We start from the raw sequence: 17,879 nt of genomic DNA on the forward strand, positions 1-17,879 counted from the left end.
TTTGATTTGGTGGAATTAGAAATCTTAATTTGTTCTATAAAAAACCATTCTGTTTTTTATTTCTTTTATGTTTTTTATGAAGTATGTCATGTTTGAGTTAAAAATTTCTAATTTTTTTTCTTTATTATTGCCTATGTATAGTTCTAGTTTATAAAATCCTTTTTTTGTATAAAGTAATGCTATACTTCTAAAAACTGTGTCCATGGGTTTGATTTTGAATATTTTATATTTTAAAAATGTCTTATCAATAATTTCGCTTCTAAGTAAATATTTATTGATTTCTCTATATGATGGATTTATTTTAGTATAATTAACTTTATTTTTTATAATGCTTTTAATAAAATTTTCTGTTAATTCATATATCTGTATTTCAATTTGACTTTTAGGTTGCTTAGTATAATACTCTTCTTCTAAGATTAGATTAAAAGCAGAATATTCTTTCGTTTCTTCAGATACTCTTTTTTCAATTGAAGTTGTTATTAATCGTGAGTTAAGTGTCGTATTAATAATAAAAAGTAAAAATATTTTTTTTATCATATTTGTTCCTTATTAGTTTTTATTATTTTTTTAACTTTTTCTATTTCTAGCGGAATTTTGCTTCTTCTTTTTGTATTTAATTTTTCTTTTAATAAAATGTTATTAAATTTTTTTGCCATTTCATATATTTTTTCTTCACTGAAAAGGAAAGGTATTTGTATTTTTCTATATTCAAATGGATCTTGTAGCACTTTTTGCATTAGTGTTATTGGACTTAAGAAACTTGCTTTGAAAAATTTGTAAAAATTCATTAAGAAAATGGCAAATGAGATAAAAAGTGAAAATAAAAATATTCCAAGAATGGAATCATTTTTTCTTTGCAAATATTTATCTATATAAAATTTTGTTTGATCTATTTCAATAATTTTATATTCGCTAGGACTATAGTAAAGAAATATATCATTAGATTTAGAATATATTGTATTCTCCGTATCTTTAATTATTAGGATAAAAGGATATTTTTCTTTAATGTAATTTTTTTCAGTTATTACTGAAATGTTTTTTATGATATTAAACTCTTGTTTTTCTGGAATTGTATTTGCAAAGCTTAAACTTGAAAATATTATAAAAAATACGAATGGAATTAGAAGGCTTATTGAAAATGTTCTAGCGAATGCAATGAGTATTAAGTTTTTCTCTTGCTTATTATAATAAATTTCAATCATTAAATCATTAAATCTAAGAAGTCTTAAAAATCTTAATTTAAAGAGGGAAAGTATAATTGGATTTAAGGTAGTTTCATGAGTATTAATTATATTTTTAATTTGATAAGAGCTATAAAATGCAATAGGGATTAGACAATGTAGTATGTCAAAGAATAGGTTATTCCTTATATATATTTGCAATTTTTTTGAAAAATAAGCTTTTAAAATTTTAAATAAAAAAATTAAGATAAAAATTAAATCAAATAAAAATCCGATAGATATAAGACCAAATCTGATTTTATATGTTAAAAAAAATATTATTGACAACTCTTCTATTAAGAATGCAATTAATGAAGAAATTAAAGTAGCTTTTAAAATATTTGAGAGTACCTTTACCATTTATTTTTCCTGGCTATTTCTAGAAGTTCTTTAATAATTCTTGGATCGTAATCTTTTGAACTTGATTGTTTTATTGAAAACCAGCTTTCATCATATCCTAGAAAACCTTTTGTTTTATTATTTTTAATATTTGGAATTCTTGCTCTATTTGAGAAAATAGATATTAATGTAGCAATTGGCGACATATTGTTTAAGTTTTCGTATTTGAATAAACTTTGTGTTACTAATTGAGCCGTTTTTTCGTCTAAAAAATCAATTTCTGTAATGATTAATTTTACTGTGTTTTTGATATTTTGTGAACTTAATTCTATCTCTTTTTCAAAGCAAATTTTAATTATCAAAACCCTTAATAAAAGTAAAATTTTTATGTAGTTTTTTATAATTTTTGAAGAATCAAGAATATCGTTTTCTTTTTTAATTAGATATACTGTATAAGAATCTTTATCTTCAAAGAGTTTATTTATGTAGAATGTAATAAGACCGCTACTTATTGCATTAAAGTTGTATAAAAATTCTTTTCTTAGATAAGAACTGTCTTTGATGCAATTAAATGTTGATTCTAAATTATTTTTATTAAATTCTTTTCTAAAGAGTTCCCTTACAATATTGAAATCAATAGATTCAATGCTTGATAAAACTAAGGGAGTAATTATTATATCTGTTTTGCCTTTGACATATTGTATTAGTGAATTAAGATCAGATTTAAAATCTTCATCTATAAATGTTGAAATAGTTTTGTTATTTTCTTTAAAATATTTAATTATCTCAATTTCTTTTTCAAATACAGACAAGTTTTTTATGCTTTCATGATTAAATAAATAATGATATAAATGAGGGAAATATGCCTTTATGTTCATTTTATTATGTCCAAGAGCTCAGAAGGACTATTGATGATATATACTGCTCCATTTTCTTTCAGTTCTTTTACTGTTCTAAATCCCCATGAAACTCCTATAGGTAGAAATCCAGCATTCTTGGCAGTTATCATATCAATATCACTGTCTCCTATGTATGTAACTTCATAAGGATTAATATCGAGCTTTATTATCATATCAAGTGCGTTTGCAGGGTCTGGTTTTGCCTCAAATTTTGAAGAATAGCCTCTAACTTCAAAGAAGTTTATGTCTTTAAAGATATCTTTTGTTATTATTAAGAGTTCTTTATGATTTTTATTGCTTAAGATTCCAATAGGAATATCTAGCTTGTTAAGTTTGATTAGGAGTTCGGGTATTCCATCATATGCTCTTGTTTGAGAAGAAAGGTTTTTATTATATTCTTTTAAAAATTCTTTATAAAGATTGTATTTAAGATTTTTATCATTAAAATTTATACTAAGATATTCTAAGGTTTTTTCTACAAATTTATCTAGTCCTCTTCCAACAAGGTTATTAAATTCATCTATTTTTATTTCTTTGTATCCTAAGTTTTTTAATGCAGAATTCATTGAAAATGCAATATCTGTAATGCTATTTATTAAAGTTCCATCCATGTCAAAAATGCAAGCTTTTATTTTCATGATTTAATCCTTTCGAAAGTGATTATTATATTGTGCATTCATTTTATCATTATTTTTTTCTTTTATTAAATTTATTTCATGATTTAGGATATTTTAAGTTGTCTTTAATTTTTTTCTCAAGGTTATTGCCAATTTTCCTATTTAAGTTTTATTATATTTTATAAGAATGATAAACAAATATTGTTTAATTTTTATGTATTTCAGGTTAGGTCTTAATCAATGCAAGATATATTAGTGCTAGATAAGGTAACTAAGCAATATGGAGATTTTATAGCTAATGATGAAGTTTCCATAAGCTTTAAGAGAGGAGAAATACATGCAATTCTTGGAGAAAATGGTGCTGGTAAAACCACTTTAATGAAAACTATTTATGGGGTACATAAACCGACTAGCGGAAGAATGTTTTTAAGAGGTAAGGAATTGAACCTTCAAAATTCAAGTGAATCTATTCGCAACGGTATTGGTATGGTTTTTCAGCATTTTATGTTAATTCCAAGGTTTACAGCTGTACAGAACATTATTTTGGGATATGAAGATTCAAGATTTGGATTTATTAATTACAGAAAAGCTCGAAAGAAGATACATAATATTTCTAAAAAATACGGCTTGGAAATAGATATTGATAAGCAAATCGAAGATTTAAGCGTTGGCATGGGACAAAAGATAGAAATAATTAAGGTTCTTTATAGAAATGCTGATGTCATTATTTTTGATGAACCTACAGCAGTACTTGCTCCAAATGAAATTGATGAATTTATGAATATTTTAAAAATATTAGCTTCAGAGGGACATACTGTAATACTTATTACACATAAAATAAAGGAAATAAAAGCTGTATCACAAAAGTGTACAGTTATGCGTCTTGGAAAAGTTGTAGGAACTTTTGACGTTTCTGAATTTGATGAGAAAAATATTACTAAGTTAATGATAGGTAAAGAGACAGTTCTTGATATATCTAAGAGGCAATTTGTTAATCATACAAATATACTTGAGGTTAAGAATTTAAATGTTAGAGATGAAAGAGGTGTGTTTAAGGTTAAAAATGTTAGCTTCAACATTAGAAGTAGTGAAATTTTTGGGATAGCTGGAATTGAAGGTAGTGGACAGGAAGAATTAGTTGAAGCTATTCTTGGAGTAAGAAAGGTGTTTAGTGGAGAAATCTTTAAGAAGACTGACGGTGAGCTTGAATCTATAAAGGGATTTAGTGTAAAACAAATAATAGATAGAAAGATTGGGAATATTCCGTCTGATAGACAAAAACACGGTCTTATTTTAGATTTTAATGTTTTTCAGAATATTGGTATTAAGAGCTTTGATGATGTAAAGTATTTGAAAATTAAGAATAGAAATAGAAGCAATAATTTACTGCTTAAAATATTATATGCTATTAAAAAGCAGTTTGTTGGATTTAATTTGAGTTTTCTTAAAAAAATAAGTAGACAACTTACAAATTCTTTTGATATAAGACCAAGAGATATTTTGTGTAAAGTTAAAAATTTATCTGGAGGCAACCAACAAAAAGTAATTGTTGCTCGTGAGGTTAATTTAGAGCCTGAGGTTCTCTTAGCTGTTCAACCTACAAGAGGGCTTGATATTGGTGCTATTGAAAATATTTATAAGAAGATAATAGAGCAAAGAGATGCAGGAACAGCTGTTCTTCTTGTATCTCTTGAAATTGAAGAGCTTATAAGTGTTTGTGATAGGATAGCTGTTATGTATGATGGGCAAGTTGTAGGCATTTTAGAAGATAATTTTGATGTTGATGTTATTGGAAAAATGATGACTGGTGGTATGGTTTAGATGAGTGTTAATGGATATAGATATAAAAAGATGGCTTTGGAATGTTTAAATTCGCCTGTATTTATTAATTTTTTTGCATTGTGTTTGGGGTTTTTAATCCTTGGTTTAGTGGTATTTTTTATTGGTTATTCCCCCTTTAGGATGTACTACATAATAATAGAAATTATATTTTCTTCTCCTAAGCATTTAGGTTATATTTTAAGTTATGCTACTCCATTGATTTTTACAGGTCTCTCGGTGGGCATTTCTTTAAAAGCAGGACTTTTTAATATTGGTGTTGAGAGTCAATTTATACTTGGTTCAATAACAGCTTTAATGGCTGGACTTTTTTTCAATATGTCTCCTTTATTGCATGTAATTTGTGTTTTTGTTGTTGTTTTTATTGTATCGGGAAGTTTAGGAATTTTAATTGGGTATTTAAAAGTTAAATTTAATATAAGTGAAGTAATTTCAGGAATTATGTTTAATTGGATCTTTTTTCACATAAATAACATAATTATAGATATACCATCTATTAAGAAAGATAATAGTGATTTATCTAAGTCAATAAGAGAGAGCGCTTTTATTGATTTTTTTGGTTCTTGGAAATTATCACCTGAAGGGCTTGCTTATAGAGCAGAGAGACCATTTATTAATGATTTACTAAAGGCACCTCTTAACTTTGGAATAATAATTGGGATTGTTACTGCTGTTTTGATGTGGACTTTATTAAGTAAAACAATACTTGGATTTAAAATTAGTTCTATAGGTCATAATTTAGAGACTTCTTATCGTATGGGGATTAATATTAGAAAAGTTTTGCTATTTTCTATGTTTCTTTCAGGTGCTCTTGCAGGGATTGCTGGAGCTGTACAAGTTATGGGTGTTAATAAAGCAATATTTAAGCTTTCTTATATGGAAGGAATAGGCCTTAATGGAATAGCTGTGTCTTTAATAGCTAATAATTCACCTATTGGAATAATATTTTCAAGTATTTTATTTTCGATTTTGCTTTATGGTAGTAGTAGAGTACAGAGTTTGATGGGTCTATCCTCTTCAATTGTATCTTTGATGATAGGCATAGTAGTGCTTGTAATTTCTGCTAGTCATTTTTTAAATAAGATGATTTTGGAGGGTACGAAGAGTGTTAAACGTAATAATATTTCTAATCAGTGAAACTTTAGTAAATTCTCAGACCTTAGTTTTAGCCGGCTTAGGAGGGCTTATAAGCGAAAAAAGTGGAATAATAAATATTGGTCTTGAGGGAACAATGTCTCTTGGTGCATTTGTTGGTGCTACAGTTGCGTATTTTTATGGCAATCCGTTATTTGCAATTTTTGTTGGAGGTTTTGCGGGCATCGCGATCTCTTGTCTTCATGTAATTTTTACCATTTTTCTTAAGTCAAATCAGATAATAACTGGGATGGCTATTAATTTTTTGGGGCCAGCTATTGCTATGTTATTTGGAACTTTCATTTTTGGATCTTCTTCAACTCCTCCAATAGATGTTAAGCTACCTATACTTTTTGATGGAATTTTAGATAAAAAATCTATCATATTCCAGATTTTTGGAAAAAGATATTCACTTTATATAGCAATAATGTGTGTTATTCTTTTTCACATTATATTTAAATATACTAAAATTGGACTTAGAATTAAAGCTAGCGGTGAAGATCCAGAAGTTTTAGAATCTCTTGGAGTGAATGTTGTTATAATTAGGGTTTTTTGTGTGCTTTTGAGTGGTTTATTTGCTGGAGTTGCTGGAGCAGTTGTTTCTACTGTGATTGCCTCAAGCTACATGCAGGGAATTATTGGCGGACAAGGTTTTATTGCTATTGTTATGCTACTTTTTGGAAAATGGAGACCTTTTGGAATTTTAATGGGTAGTTTTTTATTCTCTTTTGTAAGAACTTTAGTTGTTGTTGTGACTCAAATTTCCTTTTTTTCTTTATTAGTATCTCCTAAATTATTGATTATTTTACCTTATTTTGTTGTAATCTTAAGTCTTATGTTTTTTTCAAAAAAGAACCATGCACCTAAGTCTTTAGGCTTGCCATATAAACAAGATTGATTTTATCTTTATATCTTTAAACTCTTTTATAAAACATTTTTGAAATTATTTATGGTTTATTTGGGAATTATTTTTTTTGCTCTAGAATTGTGGGTGATGTCTGTTAATTTTGAGTTTGTTAAAGTTATTAAATAACTAGTTATTTAACGAGGTAATTTTATGTTAAAAATTAAATATAAGTTTGTAGGGCTTTTGTTCATATGTTTAATGATAATTGTATTATTCTTTTCTTGGATTTTTAAGTCTATTTTGGGTAATTATGTGGAGCATTATTATAAGCAGCTTACAAGAGGTCAAGTAAGGAGAGCTACTTTTGCTATTCAATCTTTACTAGATACATTTTACATTATTCTTGATGGTACAGGATCTACTATAGCTCTTGAGACTCTTTATGAATATTCTTCTTTAAAAAATGGAGGCCGTACCTTTTCAGAGATAGAGATAAGAAAAATGAGAGATAATTCTAAGGCAGTTCTTGATACTGTTAAGTTAAGCAAGAGGTATCGTGATCGAATATATAAGACATTGGTAGACTTGAAAATAGATACTGTTTATGAGGAATTTGCATTTCTTGACTTTGAAGGCAAAGTAATTGTTACTACAAGACATGAAAATAATATTGATTTTGGTCAATCTGAATCAGGAACTAAATATTTTAAGAAAACTTTGGAAGATTATAAAAAAGATAAACTAAATTTTGTTGGATGGTATACAGGCCTTACTGATGGAATAGCTGGAGAGGTAGCTTTGAAGACTCTTCAAAAAGAAAAAAAAGCTTTTGCTATAGTAGTGCCTGTCTATTCTGCAGAGAATAAGGTAGTTCTTGGTTATTTAGTAGGTTATTTAATTAATGATATTATAGGAGATAGTTTAAATAAGACTAAGTTTGGATTTTATAAGAGAGGTAATTTAGTTTATTTAGATCCTAGTAATAGTGTTGCTAATCCTTTAATAGAATACAATGAGGGGTCAAAGGTTAGCTCAAAGTTTATTAATCTTTTAAAAGATGCTTTGTCTAGACCTCCAAGGCAGCCTGTTGTTGCTACTGAGGTTCCAGTTTATCAGATTGAAAGGGCGCATTTGCCAGAGATGGGTTTAGATAACTATTATGCCATGCTACCTGTTAGCAGTAAGCTTGGAGAAGAGAGTGGTTTGTTGCTTGCAAGAATTCCTTATGAAGATATTTATGGTGTTATTGACAGTTTAGCTTTTCAATTTATTATGGCTTCTATTTTAGGGATTATTACAATAGTAATTTTTCTTGCGATAAGAATAGATACAATTATTAGTTTTAGGCTAGATTTGATTAGAAATTTAGTAAAAGAAATAGTTCAGGGAAATTTAGATAAAGAGCATGGTCTTGAAGAAAGATATCCTGATGAGTTAAGTTCATTGGGTGCTCAAATTATTAAGATGAGAGATAATATTGCAAGTGCTATTGCAAGTGTCCTTCGTAATATTGGTTATGTTAATAAAGCAAGCATTGAAGTTGCTAATTCGAGTCAAAATTTAAGTTCTAGTGCATTACAACAGGCGTCAACTCTTGAAGAAATGTCGGCAAACATTGAACAGATATCATCTGGAGTTAAAATGAGTGCTAATAATTCTAGACAGACAGAGCAGATTGCCTTAAAGACTAATGAAAATTCACAGATAGGAGGTAAAGCGGTTGAGGAGTCTGTTATTGCTATGCAGGCTATTGTTGAGAAAGTTAGTGTTATTGAAGAAATAGCTAAAAAAACTAATTTACTTGCTTTAAATGCAGCTATTGAAGCCGCAAGAGCTGGTGATGAAGGTAAAGGATTTGCTGTTGTAGCAAGTGAGATTAGAAAACTTGCTGATCTTAGTAAAATCTCTGCTCTTGAGATTGGTGAACTAGTTGAAGAAAATTCTAGAGTAGCAACAGAGGCAGGCTTGATATTTAAAGATATGTTACCTGAAATAGAAGAAACTACTAATCTTGTTAAGAAAATATCTGAAGAAAGCTCTAATCAAGATGAACAGATTACTCAGTTTAAAATGGCTCTTGATCAAGTTGGAGAAGTTGTTCAAGCTTCAGCATCAAGTAGTGAAGAGCTTTCAAGTATGGCCGAGAAGATGCTTGAAAAATCAAAAGAACTTAAGCATGCGGTATCTTTTTTTAGAATTAAAGAAATGGATATTTCTGATTCTGATGATTATTTGAATTCTGTTGAAAATGATACTGGTTTTACATCTGAAAGCATTGGTTCTTTGGGTATTGAAAATATTTCCTCTTTAGGAGGAGGAGATAGGCAAGAAGATATGTTTGGCAATTCAAATGTAATTGATAAGTCTATTAATAAAAGAGTAGATCCTAAGAAAACTATTGATATTGTTGATAAGAAATTAAATTTTGATGAAGATTTTTCAGATTTTTAGAATTATTTTTATAGGTAGGTGGTAATTTATGAAACTGAGAGCTAGAATATTGCTTCTTGTTAGTATTCTTATATCGATTTTTATTTCTGTGTTGTTTTTCATATTCGGGATGTTGATTAGTAATAATTTGTCAGATCAACAATTAGATCTTATGAAGAATCTTATTGGAAATGTCAAAAATTCTTTGACTATTTATATTTCTTCAATGGAAGAGAGAGTAAAAATTAATTCAATGTACTTGAACTCTTCTTCTAAATTTGAAGCATTTTCTAGTCTTAAGGCAAAGAGAATAGAATTTATTATGGAACAAACTGAGATGCTAGTTAGAACAGGTAGTAATATGATGGTAACTAATAAAGAAGGAGATGTAATACTTACTACTGTTGTTAAAGATAACAGTGATTATGGCATTTCTATTTCAGATAGAGAATATTTTCTTAAGTTAAAAGAAACAAGTTCTATTTATAACTCTTCTGTTCTTTTAGCAGAGCCTGGTTCTATTGAAGAAGGTTTAGTTAAGGGAGTTTCTAAGATAAGGAATAAGGCGGGTCAGATACCTTATTTATTAATTGGGGTTCCTTTAAGTGATTATGAAACTAGTGATATTCTTGGATACTTTATACTCTTTTATGCAACTGATCATATTTATAATTCTTTTAAAGGTATTAGTTTTGGAGCATTGGGAACTGGAAGGGCTATGGTATACGATAGAGAGGGGGTTTTTCTTATGCATCATACTTGGTTGCCAGGTGATAATTTATCTTTCTCCAACCCTTATTATAATAACATAGTCAAGACAACAGCTGAGGATTTAATTCAGAGAAATAAAGAGCTTACTGTTATGCATTATTTTGACCCTAATAATAAGGGAAAGCCATATGTTGGACTTGCTCAAAAGATACAAGGTAGGCTGTCTAAAATACCCTTTATAATATTTTTACGAGTTACTGCAGATGATTTTTATTATATGAGTAAACTTACTATTTTTATTTTGGGAATAAGCTTTGTGGTTACTTTATTAGCACTTTGCTTGGTTACTATTTATCTTGTTTCAAGGCTTGGTTCTTCTTTAAATGGGATTTTAAACTATTCTGAAAGATTGGCTTCTGGGGATTTTACTGTTGCAGAGAATCCTCTAAAATGGAAGACTTTAGAACTTTGTGGATTATATGAGGATTTAGAACTTTTAAGGGCTAGTTTCTCATCTGTAGCAAAGGGAGTTATAGAAAATCTTGACTATCTTTATGAAAATGCAATTAAAATAGCGAATGCAAGTCAAAATTTAAGCTCTGGAGCAGTGGAACAAGCTTCTACATTAGAGGAAATGACGGCCAATATTGAGCAGATATCTCAGGGTGTATCTGAAAATACTGAAAGTGCATCTACTACCGAAAAGATTGCCGTTAATACTAATGAGAGGACTAAGGAAGGACATAAATCTGTTGTTAAAGCTATTAGAGCAATGGAAGTTATTACAGATAAAATAGGAATTATTGATGAGATAACAAGACAAACTAATTTACTTGCTTTAAATGCTTCTATTGAAGCTGCTAGAGTAGGAGATAAAGGTAAAGGATTTGAAGTTGTTGCTGCAGAAGTTAGAAAACTTGCTGATCAGAGCAAGGATTCTGCTAGGGAAATTATTGACATAGCAAATAAAAGTTTGACTATTGCAAGTAGAGCAGGTAATAATTTTGAACAGATTGTTCCTGGAATGGAAGAAACAGCTAGGCTTGTTAAGAACATTACTAGAGAAAGCTCTAATCAAAGTAATCAAATAGGACAATTCAAGAATGCGATAGAGCAAGTTAGTCAATTAGTACAAACAACAGCATCAAGTAGTGAAGAACTTTCAGCAATGTCTGAAAAGATGTTGGAAAGTGTTAAAGATTTAAAAGAATCAGTTGATTACTTTAAAGTTAATAATAAATAAAGGGTTAAGTATTAAACTTGGCCCTTTGATATTAAAAATATTTTATTTTTATACTAGTGCTTTAAGGATTTTAGCTCCTCCTAGGCACTCATCTTCTTGATAAAATATACAGAACTGTCCTGGAGAAATGCCAAGGTCTTCTTCTTTTAAGAACACTTGCATAATATTATTTTCTATTATTTTTATTGTGCATTTCGTTTTTCTTTCACCGTGTCTTATTTTGACGCTTAAATTTTTAAAGCTTAATGGCTTGTTTATCCAGTTTATTTTATGAACTAGAAATTTTTGTTTTCCTTGTTTAAGATAATTTGTACTGTTTGATATATAAATGATGTTATTTTCAATATCCTTTTCTGTTACATACCACGGGCCGTTACTAAGTTTAATTCCTTTTCTTTGTCCAATTGTAAAAAACCAATAACCGTTATGCGTGCCAAGTAATTTACCTGTTTCTTTTTCGATTATGTTACCTTTAAGTTTCCCTAAATGATATTTAATAAATTCTTCATATTTGATTTTTCCTAAAAAACAGATTCCTTGACTGTCTTTTCTGTTTTTGTTAGGTAAATCTATTTTTTCTGCTGTTTTTCTTATTTCAGTTTTAAGTAGATTTCCTAGGGGAAAGTGTAGTTTTGATAGTTGTTCTCTAGAAAGGTGAGATAAAAAATAACTTTGGTCTTTTATTTTATCTTTAGCTTGTTTAAGTATGTAATGATTATTCTTATATTCAATTTTGGCATAATGTCCAGTAACAACTAAGTCGTAATTTTGATTGATTTTCTCAAAGAATGCACCAAATTTTATTCTTGTATTGCAAAATATATCTGGGCTTGGAGTGTTTCCAATTCTTAATTCTTCAATGGCATAATTTACCACTCTTTTGTAATATTCATCTTGTAGATTGATAATTTCATATTGTACATTAAATTTTTTGCAAACTGCTTCTACATAAGTAATGTCTTCTTTCCAAGGACATTCTCCAATATAAGAAAGCTCATCTTCAAGCCAAATTTTTAGATAAAAGCATTTTATCTGCTTATATCCTTTTTTTATCATTTCATAAAGAGCTACAGAGCTATCTACTCCACCAGATAAAAGTACTGCTGTTTTCATAATTTATTTCTTTTTGAATTATAACATATTTAATAATTTTGATGTTTTTTCTAATCTATAGTATAATATTTGCAAATCTATTTTGTGATGGATGGCCCCGATGATGAGAGTAGGTATAAGTGATATTAGGGTTTTTTTACCTTTAAATTATTTAGATTTTTCTGTTCTTTTAGAAAATCCTTTGTATAAGAAAGATGAGAAATTTTTTAGTAAATTTAATAAAGCAATAGATTTAACTCTTCAGAAAGGATTTAGATTTACAAGTCCTAATGAAGATAGTGTTACTATGGCTAGTTCTGCTGTTAAGTTTATTTTTGATAATAATAATCTTAATTTAGAAAAGATGAGAGTTTTTTTAGGTGGAACTGAAACAGGAGTTGATTATTCAAAATCAATATCTTCTTATGTTTATGGAGCTCTTAAATTGGCTGATATTTATTTAAAGAATAATTTCTTGACTTATCAGATTCAGCATGCATGTGCAGGTACTGCACTTTCTTTGCATAGCGCTGCAAGTATTTTAAGTCATATGGATAAGTCTGAATATGGTATAGTATTTTCTAGTGATATTGCACATTATAGCAATCTTACTACAGCAGAGATTACTCAGGGAGCTGGAGCTGTGGCTGTTCTTATTGAGCAGAATCCTAAGGTGTTATCTATCAATTTGTCTGAGTTTGGAATTTATACTGATGATGTTGATGATTTTTTTAGACCATTTGGAAGCTTTGAAGCCAAAGTAAAGGGACGCTATTCTATTGAGTGTTACAATAGAGCGAATGAAGAGGCATTGATAAATTTTGCTTATAAAAAAAATATGAGTGTTAAAGATTTATTTTCTAAATATAGATTTGTTTTGCATGTGCCTTTTGCAAAAATGCCTATAGATTCAATGCATTATATTTTAAAGAAATATTATAGTGAAGATGAATCTGAGTGTAATGCTTATTTAGAGTCGATAGATTTTTATGATTCTATTGAGGCTTCTAAAGAGACTGGGAATTTGTATACGGGTTCAATATTTTTATCTTTAATGACTTATTTAAAACGAGTATTTTCAAAAAAAGATATTAGAGGAGAAAAAATACTTTTTTGTTCTTATGGTTCTGGTAACATTATGGTTATTTATGAGCTTAGAGTTGAGAATGATGCATATTCTATTGTTAAAACTTGGGATGTTGATAAAGTTTTGTCTTTAAAGCACAATGCAAATTTTGATGAATATAGGGATTTTTTTGAAAATAAGATAATTCCATACGAATCTTATGGATTTTACTTGAAAGAAATTAGAGAAGATGGATACCGAATTTATGGGTATCGAGCCTAATATATTAGAAAATAAGAGACGACATATTGAAATTTGTTTAAAAAAGGAAGATGTTAGTAGAAGTGATACTCTTTTAAATTTTGTTAATTTAAAGCATGATGCACTGAGTGAGCTTGATTTTGATGATATAGATACTAGTGAGAATATACTAGGATATAAGATTGATATACCTTTTTTTATATCATCAATGACAGGAGGAATTAGAGAGGGAAATAAGTTTAATAAGACTCTTGTCAAAATTTCAAATGATTTAAGAATTCCAATGAGTTTGGGATCTTTTAAGCTTTTATTTAAATATCCTGAATATATTAAAGATTTTGCTTTAAAGAAATATGCTGGTAATATTCCTTTGTTTTCAAATATTGGGGCTACTCAGTTGAGAGATCTTGGTATTTTAAAAATAAATGAGATGAATAAGAGACTTGAGGTTGATGCTGTGATTGTGCACTTAAATACAGGACAAGAATTAATGAATTCTAAGGGAGAGAGAAGTTTTAGGGGAATAAAGGATTCAATTGCCAAGCTTTGTTCTGCTTCAAAAATACCTGTAATTGTTAAGGAAACAGGGTTTGGAATGTTACCTGAGTTAGTTGTTCGTTTATTAAACTTTGGAGTATCTTATGTTGATCTTGCTGGTAGTGGTGGAACTAATTGGGTTTTGGTTGAAGGTATTAAGGAGGGAAATTTGGAGGTTGCTTCTTGTTTTTCTAATTGGGGTATTTCTTCAGTTTTAACATTGATAAGTATTAATGATTCCCTTAAAGATAAAGTCTTTGCTTCAGGTGGATATGAAACTGGAATGGATATTGCAAAGGGGATTGCTCTTGGAGCTAAATTGGTAGGTGCTGCATCTGCTATTCTTAAAGCTTTTTATGATGGTGGCAAAGAAGCTGTGTATAAGCTTTTAAGTGATTATAAATATGTTTTAAAGATGTCTATGCTTTTAAGTGATAGTAAGAATATATCAGAGTTTAGGGCAAATAAATATTATTTAAGTTATCCTTTGTTATTTAATTTAAAACAATTTAAAGATTTTTATGAGACTTAGTGAAAATTTCAGAAAGAAAAGTACTACAGAGAAAGTAGAAGAGATAAAGACTTTTTTAAAGTTAGGTGTTGATGATTTTTTTTATGATTCTGTTGATGAAGATTTTCTTTACAATATGGTAGAAAATTATGTTGGTTATTTGTCTTTGCCTATTGGTATTGTGAAGAATTTAAAGATAAATGGGAAATATTATGCTATACCTATTGCCACAGAAGAAGCTTCAGTTATAGCTGCATTAAATTCAGCAGCCAAAATGCTTGAGAATGCTGATTTGATGTATTCTGTAGGTGAGGTATTAGGGACTTCTCAAGTATATATTAAGACAAATAGAGATTTAAGTCATATAATGCTTACTCTTTTTGATAAGATTGATGTTTGGACTAAACCTATTTTGTTCAATATGAAAAAGAGAGGAGGAGGACTTAGAAGGCTTGAAACTAAATACATTGGGGAAATTGGTATTCAAAAGTTAAATATTTATATTGATGTTTGTGATTCTATGGGTTCGAATTTGCTTAATGCAGTAGCCGAGAAAGTTGCAAATCATCTTACTTTGGAATTTGGATATGAATGTGTTTTAAAAATTTTAAGCAACGATTTAAATAATTTTATTGTGAAAGCTAATTTCAAGTTAAATATTAGTAAGTTGACTGAAGATAGGGTTAGATCTTTGAATTTGGCTCAAAATATTTCTTTGATTTCTAAGATAGGCTTTTTTGAAGAAGAGCGTGCTATTACTAATAATAAGGGTATTATGAATGGAATTACAGGTTTGTGCATTGCAACGCTTAATGATACAAGAGCTCTTGAGGCAAGCATACATAAGTTTGCATCAAAGGGGGGGAAGTATTTGCCTCTTAGTAAGTTTTATGTTTTAAATGATAATTTAATTGGAGAGATAGAACTTCCTTTACAGGTTGGAGTTAAAGGAGGGGCTGTGAGTACTCATGAAGCCAGTATATTAAGCTTTAAGATTATGGGTATAGGTACTAAAAAAGAATTTATGGGTGTACTTTCTTGTGTTGGGCTTTCAAGTAATTTTGCAGCTTTAAGGGCTCTTGCTCTTGATGGAATTCAAAGAGGGCATATGAGATTACATGTTAATAAAATTTTATATATGCTTGAAAGAGATTATAATATAACTAGTTATGAGAGAGAAAAAATATTATTGAAAATGAGGCATAGTGAGGTTTATTCTCTTGAATTTTCTCTTAAAGCTTTAAAGGAATTAAGATCAAAATGAAGGTTAGATGTAAGGTTAATGCTAGCTTAGCATTAATTAAGTATTGGGGCAAAAGAGATATTTTTTTAAATATTCCAGCTACCTCTAGCATTGCTGTAAGCATTGATAAATTTTATTCAACAAGTGAGCTTGAGATTTCAGATAAGGATGAAATAGTTCTAAATTCAAAGAGTGTTATCTTAAGGGACAGAGAGATAAATTTTTTCAATTATGCAAGAAAAATCTTAAATGAACCAAATATTGGTTTTAAGGTTAGTAGCAAGAATAATTTTCCAACAGCTGCAGGGCTTGCAAGTTCAAGTTCTGGTTTTGCGTCTATTTCGGCTTGTATTTTAAAATACTTTAATCAATATTCTCATCAAAAAGCCTCAGAGCTTGCAAGAATAGGTTCGGCATCAGGAGCTAGGGCTATTTATGGCGGATTTACAATTTTGAAAGAAGGAGCAAAGAGTACGTTTCATATAGATAATGGAAATCATTTTAATGATTTGTGTATAATATTTGCTATAGTTGACAGTAGTGAAAAAGAGATTTCTTCAAGAGTTGCCATGAAGATTTGCATGCAGAATAGATTTTATTGGGATGCTTGGATTAAATCTAGTCGGAAAATATTTAAGGAAGCTTTATATTTTTTTTTAAAGGGTGATTTTTATAGACTTGGGCTCTCTATTGTAAAAAGTTATCAAGATATGTTTGCTTTAATGTTTTCATCTTCTATTATTTATTTTAAAAGTAGTACTATAGATTTAATAAAATATGTTTCTGCTCTTAGGAGTAGTGGGGTTCCTGTTTTTGAGACGATGGATGCTGGACCACAGGTTAAGATAATTTGCTTGAAGAAAGATTTAAAATTAGTTTTAGATAGACTTAAGAAAAATTTTAGGGATGTTGATTTTATTGTCTCAAAGATTGGAAGTGGTTTGGAATGGATTTAATTAAATTTTCTGTACCTGGTAATTTACTTTTAATGGGAGAATATTCTATATTAGAAGAAGGTGGCCTTGGGCTTTCAATAGCAATTAGTGAGAGAGCTTATTTTACTTTTAAAAGAAGCAATAAGTGGTGCTTTTTTAGTAAAAAAACTAAAGTTGAAAATTTTAATTTAATAAAAAATGAAAATGATTTTGTTTTTAAGATGTTTAGATATTTAAAGCAAAAATATTTTGTTAGTTTAGAAAATTTTCCTTGTGATGTTTACATTGATACTAGTGCTTTTTTTTTAAATAACGGCATAAAGAAAGGATTTGGGTCTAGTGCAGTTGTTGCTGTTGGAATTGTTTTTGGGATTTTTTTACTATTTAGTAACGTTAATCATTTTGAAAAAGATAAAATTTTTATATATTGTCTAGAAGCTTATAGATATGCTCAAGGGGGTTTGGGTAGTGGATATGACATTGCAACTAGCATTTTTGGTGGTGTTCTTCAATTTAAAGGTGGTAATTTGCCTAAGTATAAACTTTTAGATAAGATAGATTTTAGTGAATTTTATTTAATGCAGGGTAGTAAGACAGTGAAAACTACTAGTTCGATTATTAAATATAATGAACATAGAGCTTTTTTAATTGATTTTATAAAGAATATGAATATTATGATGAGGAAAATTGTTTTTAAATCAAGTAATTCTTATTCTTGTTTTCTATCTAGTTTAAAAGAAGCAAAGGATTTAGGAATAGAAATTGGAGAAAAGATAGGGATTCCTGCTGATTTGCCTTTAGATCTTGCTTATCTTGAGAATGAATGTAGTTTAATTAAAGCTTTAGGAGCTGGAAATGAAACTTTTATAGTTTATAGACCAAATTTTGAAATTTTTAAGCGATTCAGTCTTAATTCAATAAATTTAGACTTGGATGGTGTAAGATTTTAAAATTA

The 17,879-nt window shown here is 28.7% G+C and carries 15 protein-coding genes; 10 read left to right on the forward strand and 5 right to left on the reverse strand.

Annotated features, from left to right (window positions below; genetic code table 11):
• Positions 1 to 24: 24 nt before the first annotated feature.
• Genes F0310_RS03320 through F0310_RS03335 form a run of 4 tightly spaced genes read right to left on the reverse strand, consistent with a single transcriptional unit; the run spans position 25 to position 3,096 of the window.
• A complete protein-coding gene (locus tag F0310_RS03320) occupies positions 25 to 537 on the reverse strand; it encodes a hypothetical protein (RefSeq protein ID WP_182117521.1) in 513 nt (170 codons plus the stop codon).
• Complete coding sequence (locus F0310_RS03325) at positions 534 to 1,580, reverse strand: hypothetical protein (RefSeq protein WP_182117522.1); 1,047 nt, start codon at positions 1,578 to 1,580, stop codon at positions 534 to 536. The genes F0310_RS03320 and F0310_RS03325 overlap by 4 nt, the downstream gene beginning before the upstream one ends.
• Positions 1,574 to 2,437, reverse strand: coding sequence for a hypothetical protein (locus F0310_RS03330; protein ID WP_182117523.1), 864 nt, complete (start codon positions 2,435 to 2,437; stop codon positions 1,574 to 1,576). Before F0310_RS03330 ends, F0310_RS03325 begins: the two co-directional genes overlap by 7 nt.
• Positions 2,434 to 3,096, reverse strand: a complete 663-nt coding sequence (locus F0310_RS03335) for an HAD family hydrolase (protein WP_182117524.1) — start codon at positions 3,094 to 3,096, stop codon at positions 2,434 to 2,436. The genes F0310_RS03330 and F0310_RS03335 overlap by 4 nt, the downstream gene beginning before the upstream one ends.
• A 219-nt stretch (positions 3,097 to 3,315) precedes the next feature.
• Here F0310_RS03335 and F0310_RS03340 point away from each other — a divergent pair, with 219 nt between their 5' ends.
• The 5 genes from F0310_RS03340 (at position 3,316) to F0310_RS03360 (ending at position 11,279) form a co-directional block, all read left to right on the forward strand.
• Positions 3,316 to 4,896 (forward strand): ABC transporter ATP-binding protein, encoded by a 1,581-nt coding sequence (locus F0310_RS03340; RefSeq protein WP_182117525.1) that lies wholly within the window; start codon positions 3,316 to 3,318, stop codon positions 4,894 to 4,896.
• Positions 4,897 to 6,051, forward strand: coding sequence for an ABC transporter permease (locus tag F0310_RS03345; RefSeq protein WP_182117526.1), 1,155 nt, complete (start codon positions 4,897 to 4,899; stop codon positions 6,049 to 6,051).
• On the forward strand, positions 6,020 to 6,946 hold the full coding sequence (locus F0310_RS03350; protein ID WP_182117527.1) for an ABC transporter permease: 927 nt from the start codon (positions 6,020 to 6,022) through the stop codon (positions 6,944 to 6,946). Before F0310_RS03345 ends, F0310_RS03350 begins: the two co-directional genes overlap by 32 nt.
• Positions 6,947 to 7,105: 159 nt before the next feature.
• A complete protein-coding gene (locus F0310_RS03355; RefSeq protein WP_182117528.1) occupies positions 7,106 to 9,346 on the forward strand; it encodes a methyl-accepting chemotaxis protein in 2,241 nt (746 codons plus the stop codon).
• Between the two features lie 28 nt (positions 9,347 to 9,374).
• Positions 9,375 to 11,279, forward strand: a complete 1,905-nt coding sequence (locus tag F0310_RS03360) for a methyl-accepting chemotaxis protein (RefSeq protein ID WP_182117529.1) — start codon at positions 9,375 to 9,377, stop codon at positions 11,277 to 11,279.
• A gap of 48 nt (positions 11,280 to 11,327) precedes the next feature.
• On the opposite strand, the gene mnmA is transcribed toward F0310_RS03360, so the two are convergent.
• On the reverse strand, positions 11,328 to 12,392 hold the full coding sequence (gene mnmA, locus F0310_RS03365; RefSeq protein ID WP_182117530.1) for a tRNA 2-thiouridine(34) synthase MnmA: 1,065 nt from the start codon (positions 12,390 to 12,392) through the stop codon (positions 11,328 to 11,330).
• 103 nt (positions 12,393 to 12,495) lie between these two features.
• On the opposite strand from mnmA, the gene F0310_RS03370 reads away from it, so the two are divergent.
• Genes F0310_RS03370 through F0310_RS03390 form a run of 5 tightly spaced genes read left to right on the forward strand, consistent with a single transcriptional unit; the run spans position 12,496 to position 17,874 of the window.
• Positions 12,496 to 13,719: a hydroxymethylglutaryl-CoA synthase gene (locus F0310_RS03370; protein ID WP_182117711.1), complete on the forward strand. Its 1,224-nt coding sequence runs from the start codon at positions 12,496 to 12,498 to the stop codon at positions 13,717 to 13,719.
• Positions 13,703 to 14,767, forward strand: a complete 1,065-nt coding sequence (gene fni, locus F0310_RS03375; RefSeq protein ID WP_182117710.1) for a type 2 isopentenyl-diphosphate Delta-isomerase — start codon at positions 13,703 to 13,705, stop codon at positions 14,765 to 14,767. The genes F0310_RS03370 and fni overlap by 17 nt, the downstream gene beginning before the upstream one ends.
• Positions 14,757 to 16,010, forward strand: coding sequence for a hydroxymethylglutaryl-CoA reductase, degradative (locus F0310_RS03380; RefSeq protein ID WP_182117531.1), 1,254 nt, complete (start codon positions 14,757 to 14,759; stop codon positions 16,008 to 16,010). The genes fni and F0310_RS03380 overlap by 11 nt, the downstream gene beginning before the upstream one ends.
• Positions 16,007 to 16,945, forward strand: a complete 939-nt coding sequence (gene mvaD / locus F0310_RS03385; protein WP_182117532.1) for a diphosphomevalonate decarboxylase — start codon at positions 16,007 to 16,009, stop codon at positions 16,943 to 16,945. The genes F0310_RS03380 and mvaD overlap by 4 nt, the downstream gene beginning before the upstream one ends.
• Entirely contained in the window at positions 16,936 to 17,874 is a 939-nt protein-coding gene (locus tag F0310_RS03390) for a GHMP family kinase ATP-binding protein (protein WP_182117533.1), read from the forward strand. The genes mvaD and F0310_RS03390 overlap by 10 nt, the downstream gene beginning before the upstream one ends.
• The last annotated feature ends 5 nt before the right edge of the window (positions 17,875 to 17,879 follow it).

This window comes from Borrelia sp. A-FGy1 (assembly GCF_014084025.1).
Lineage (GTDB): Bacteria > Spirochaetota > Spirochaetia > Borreliales > Borreliaceae > Borrelia.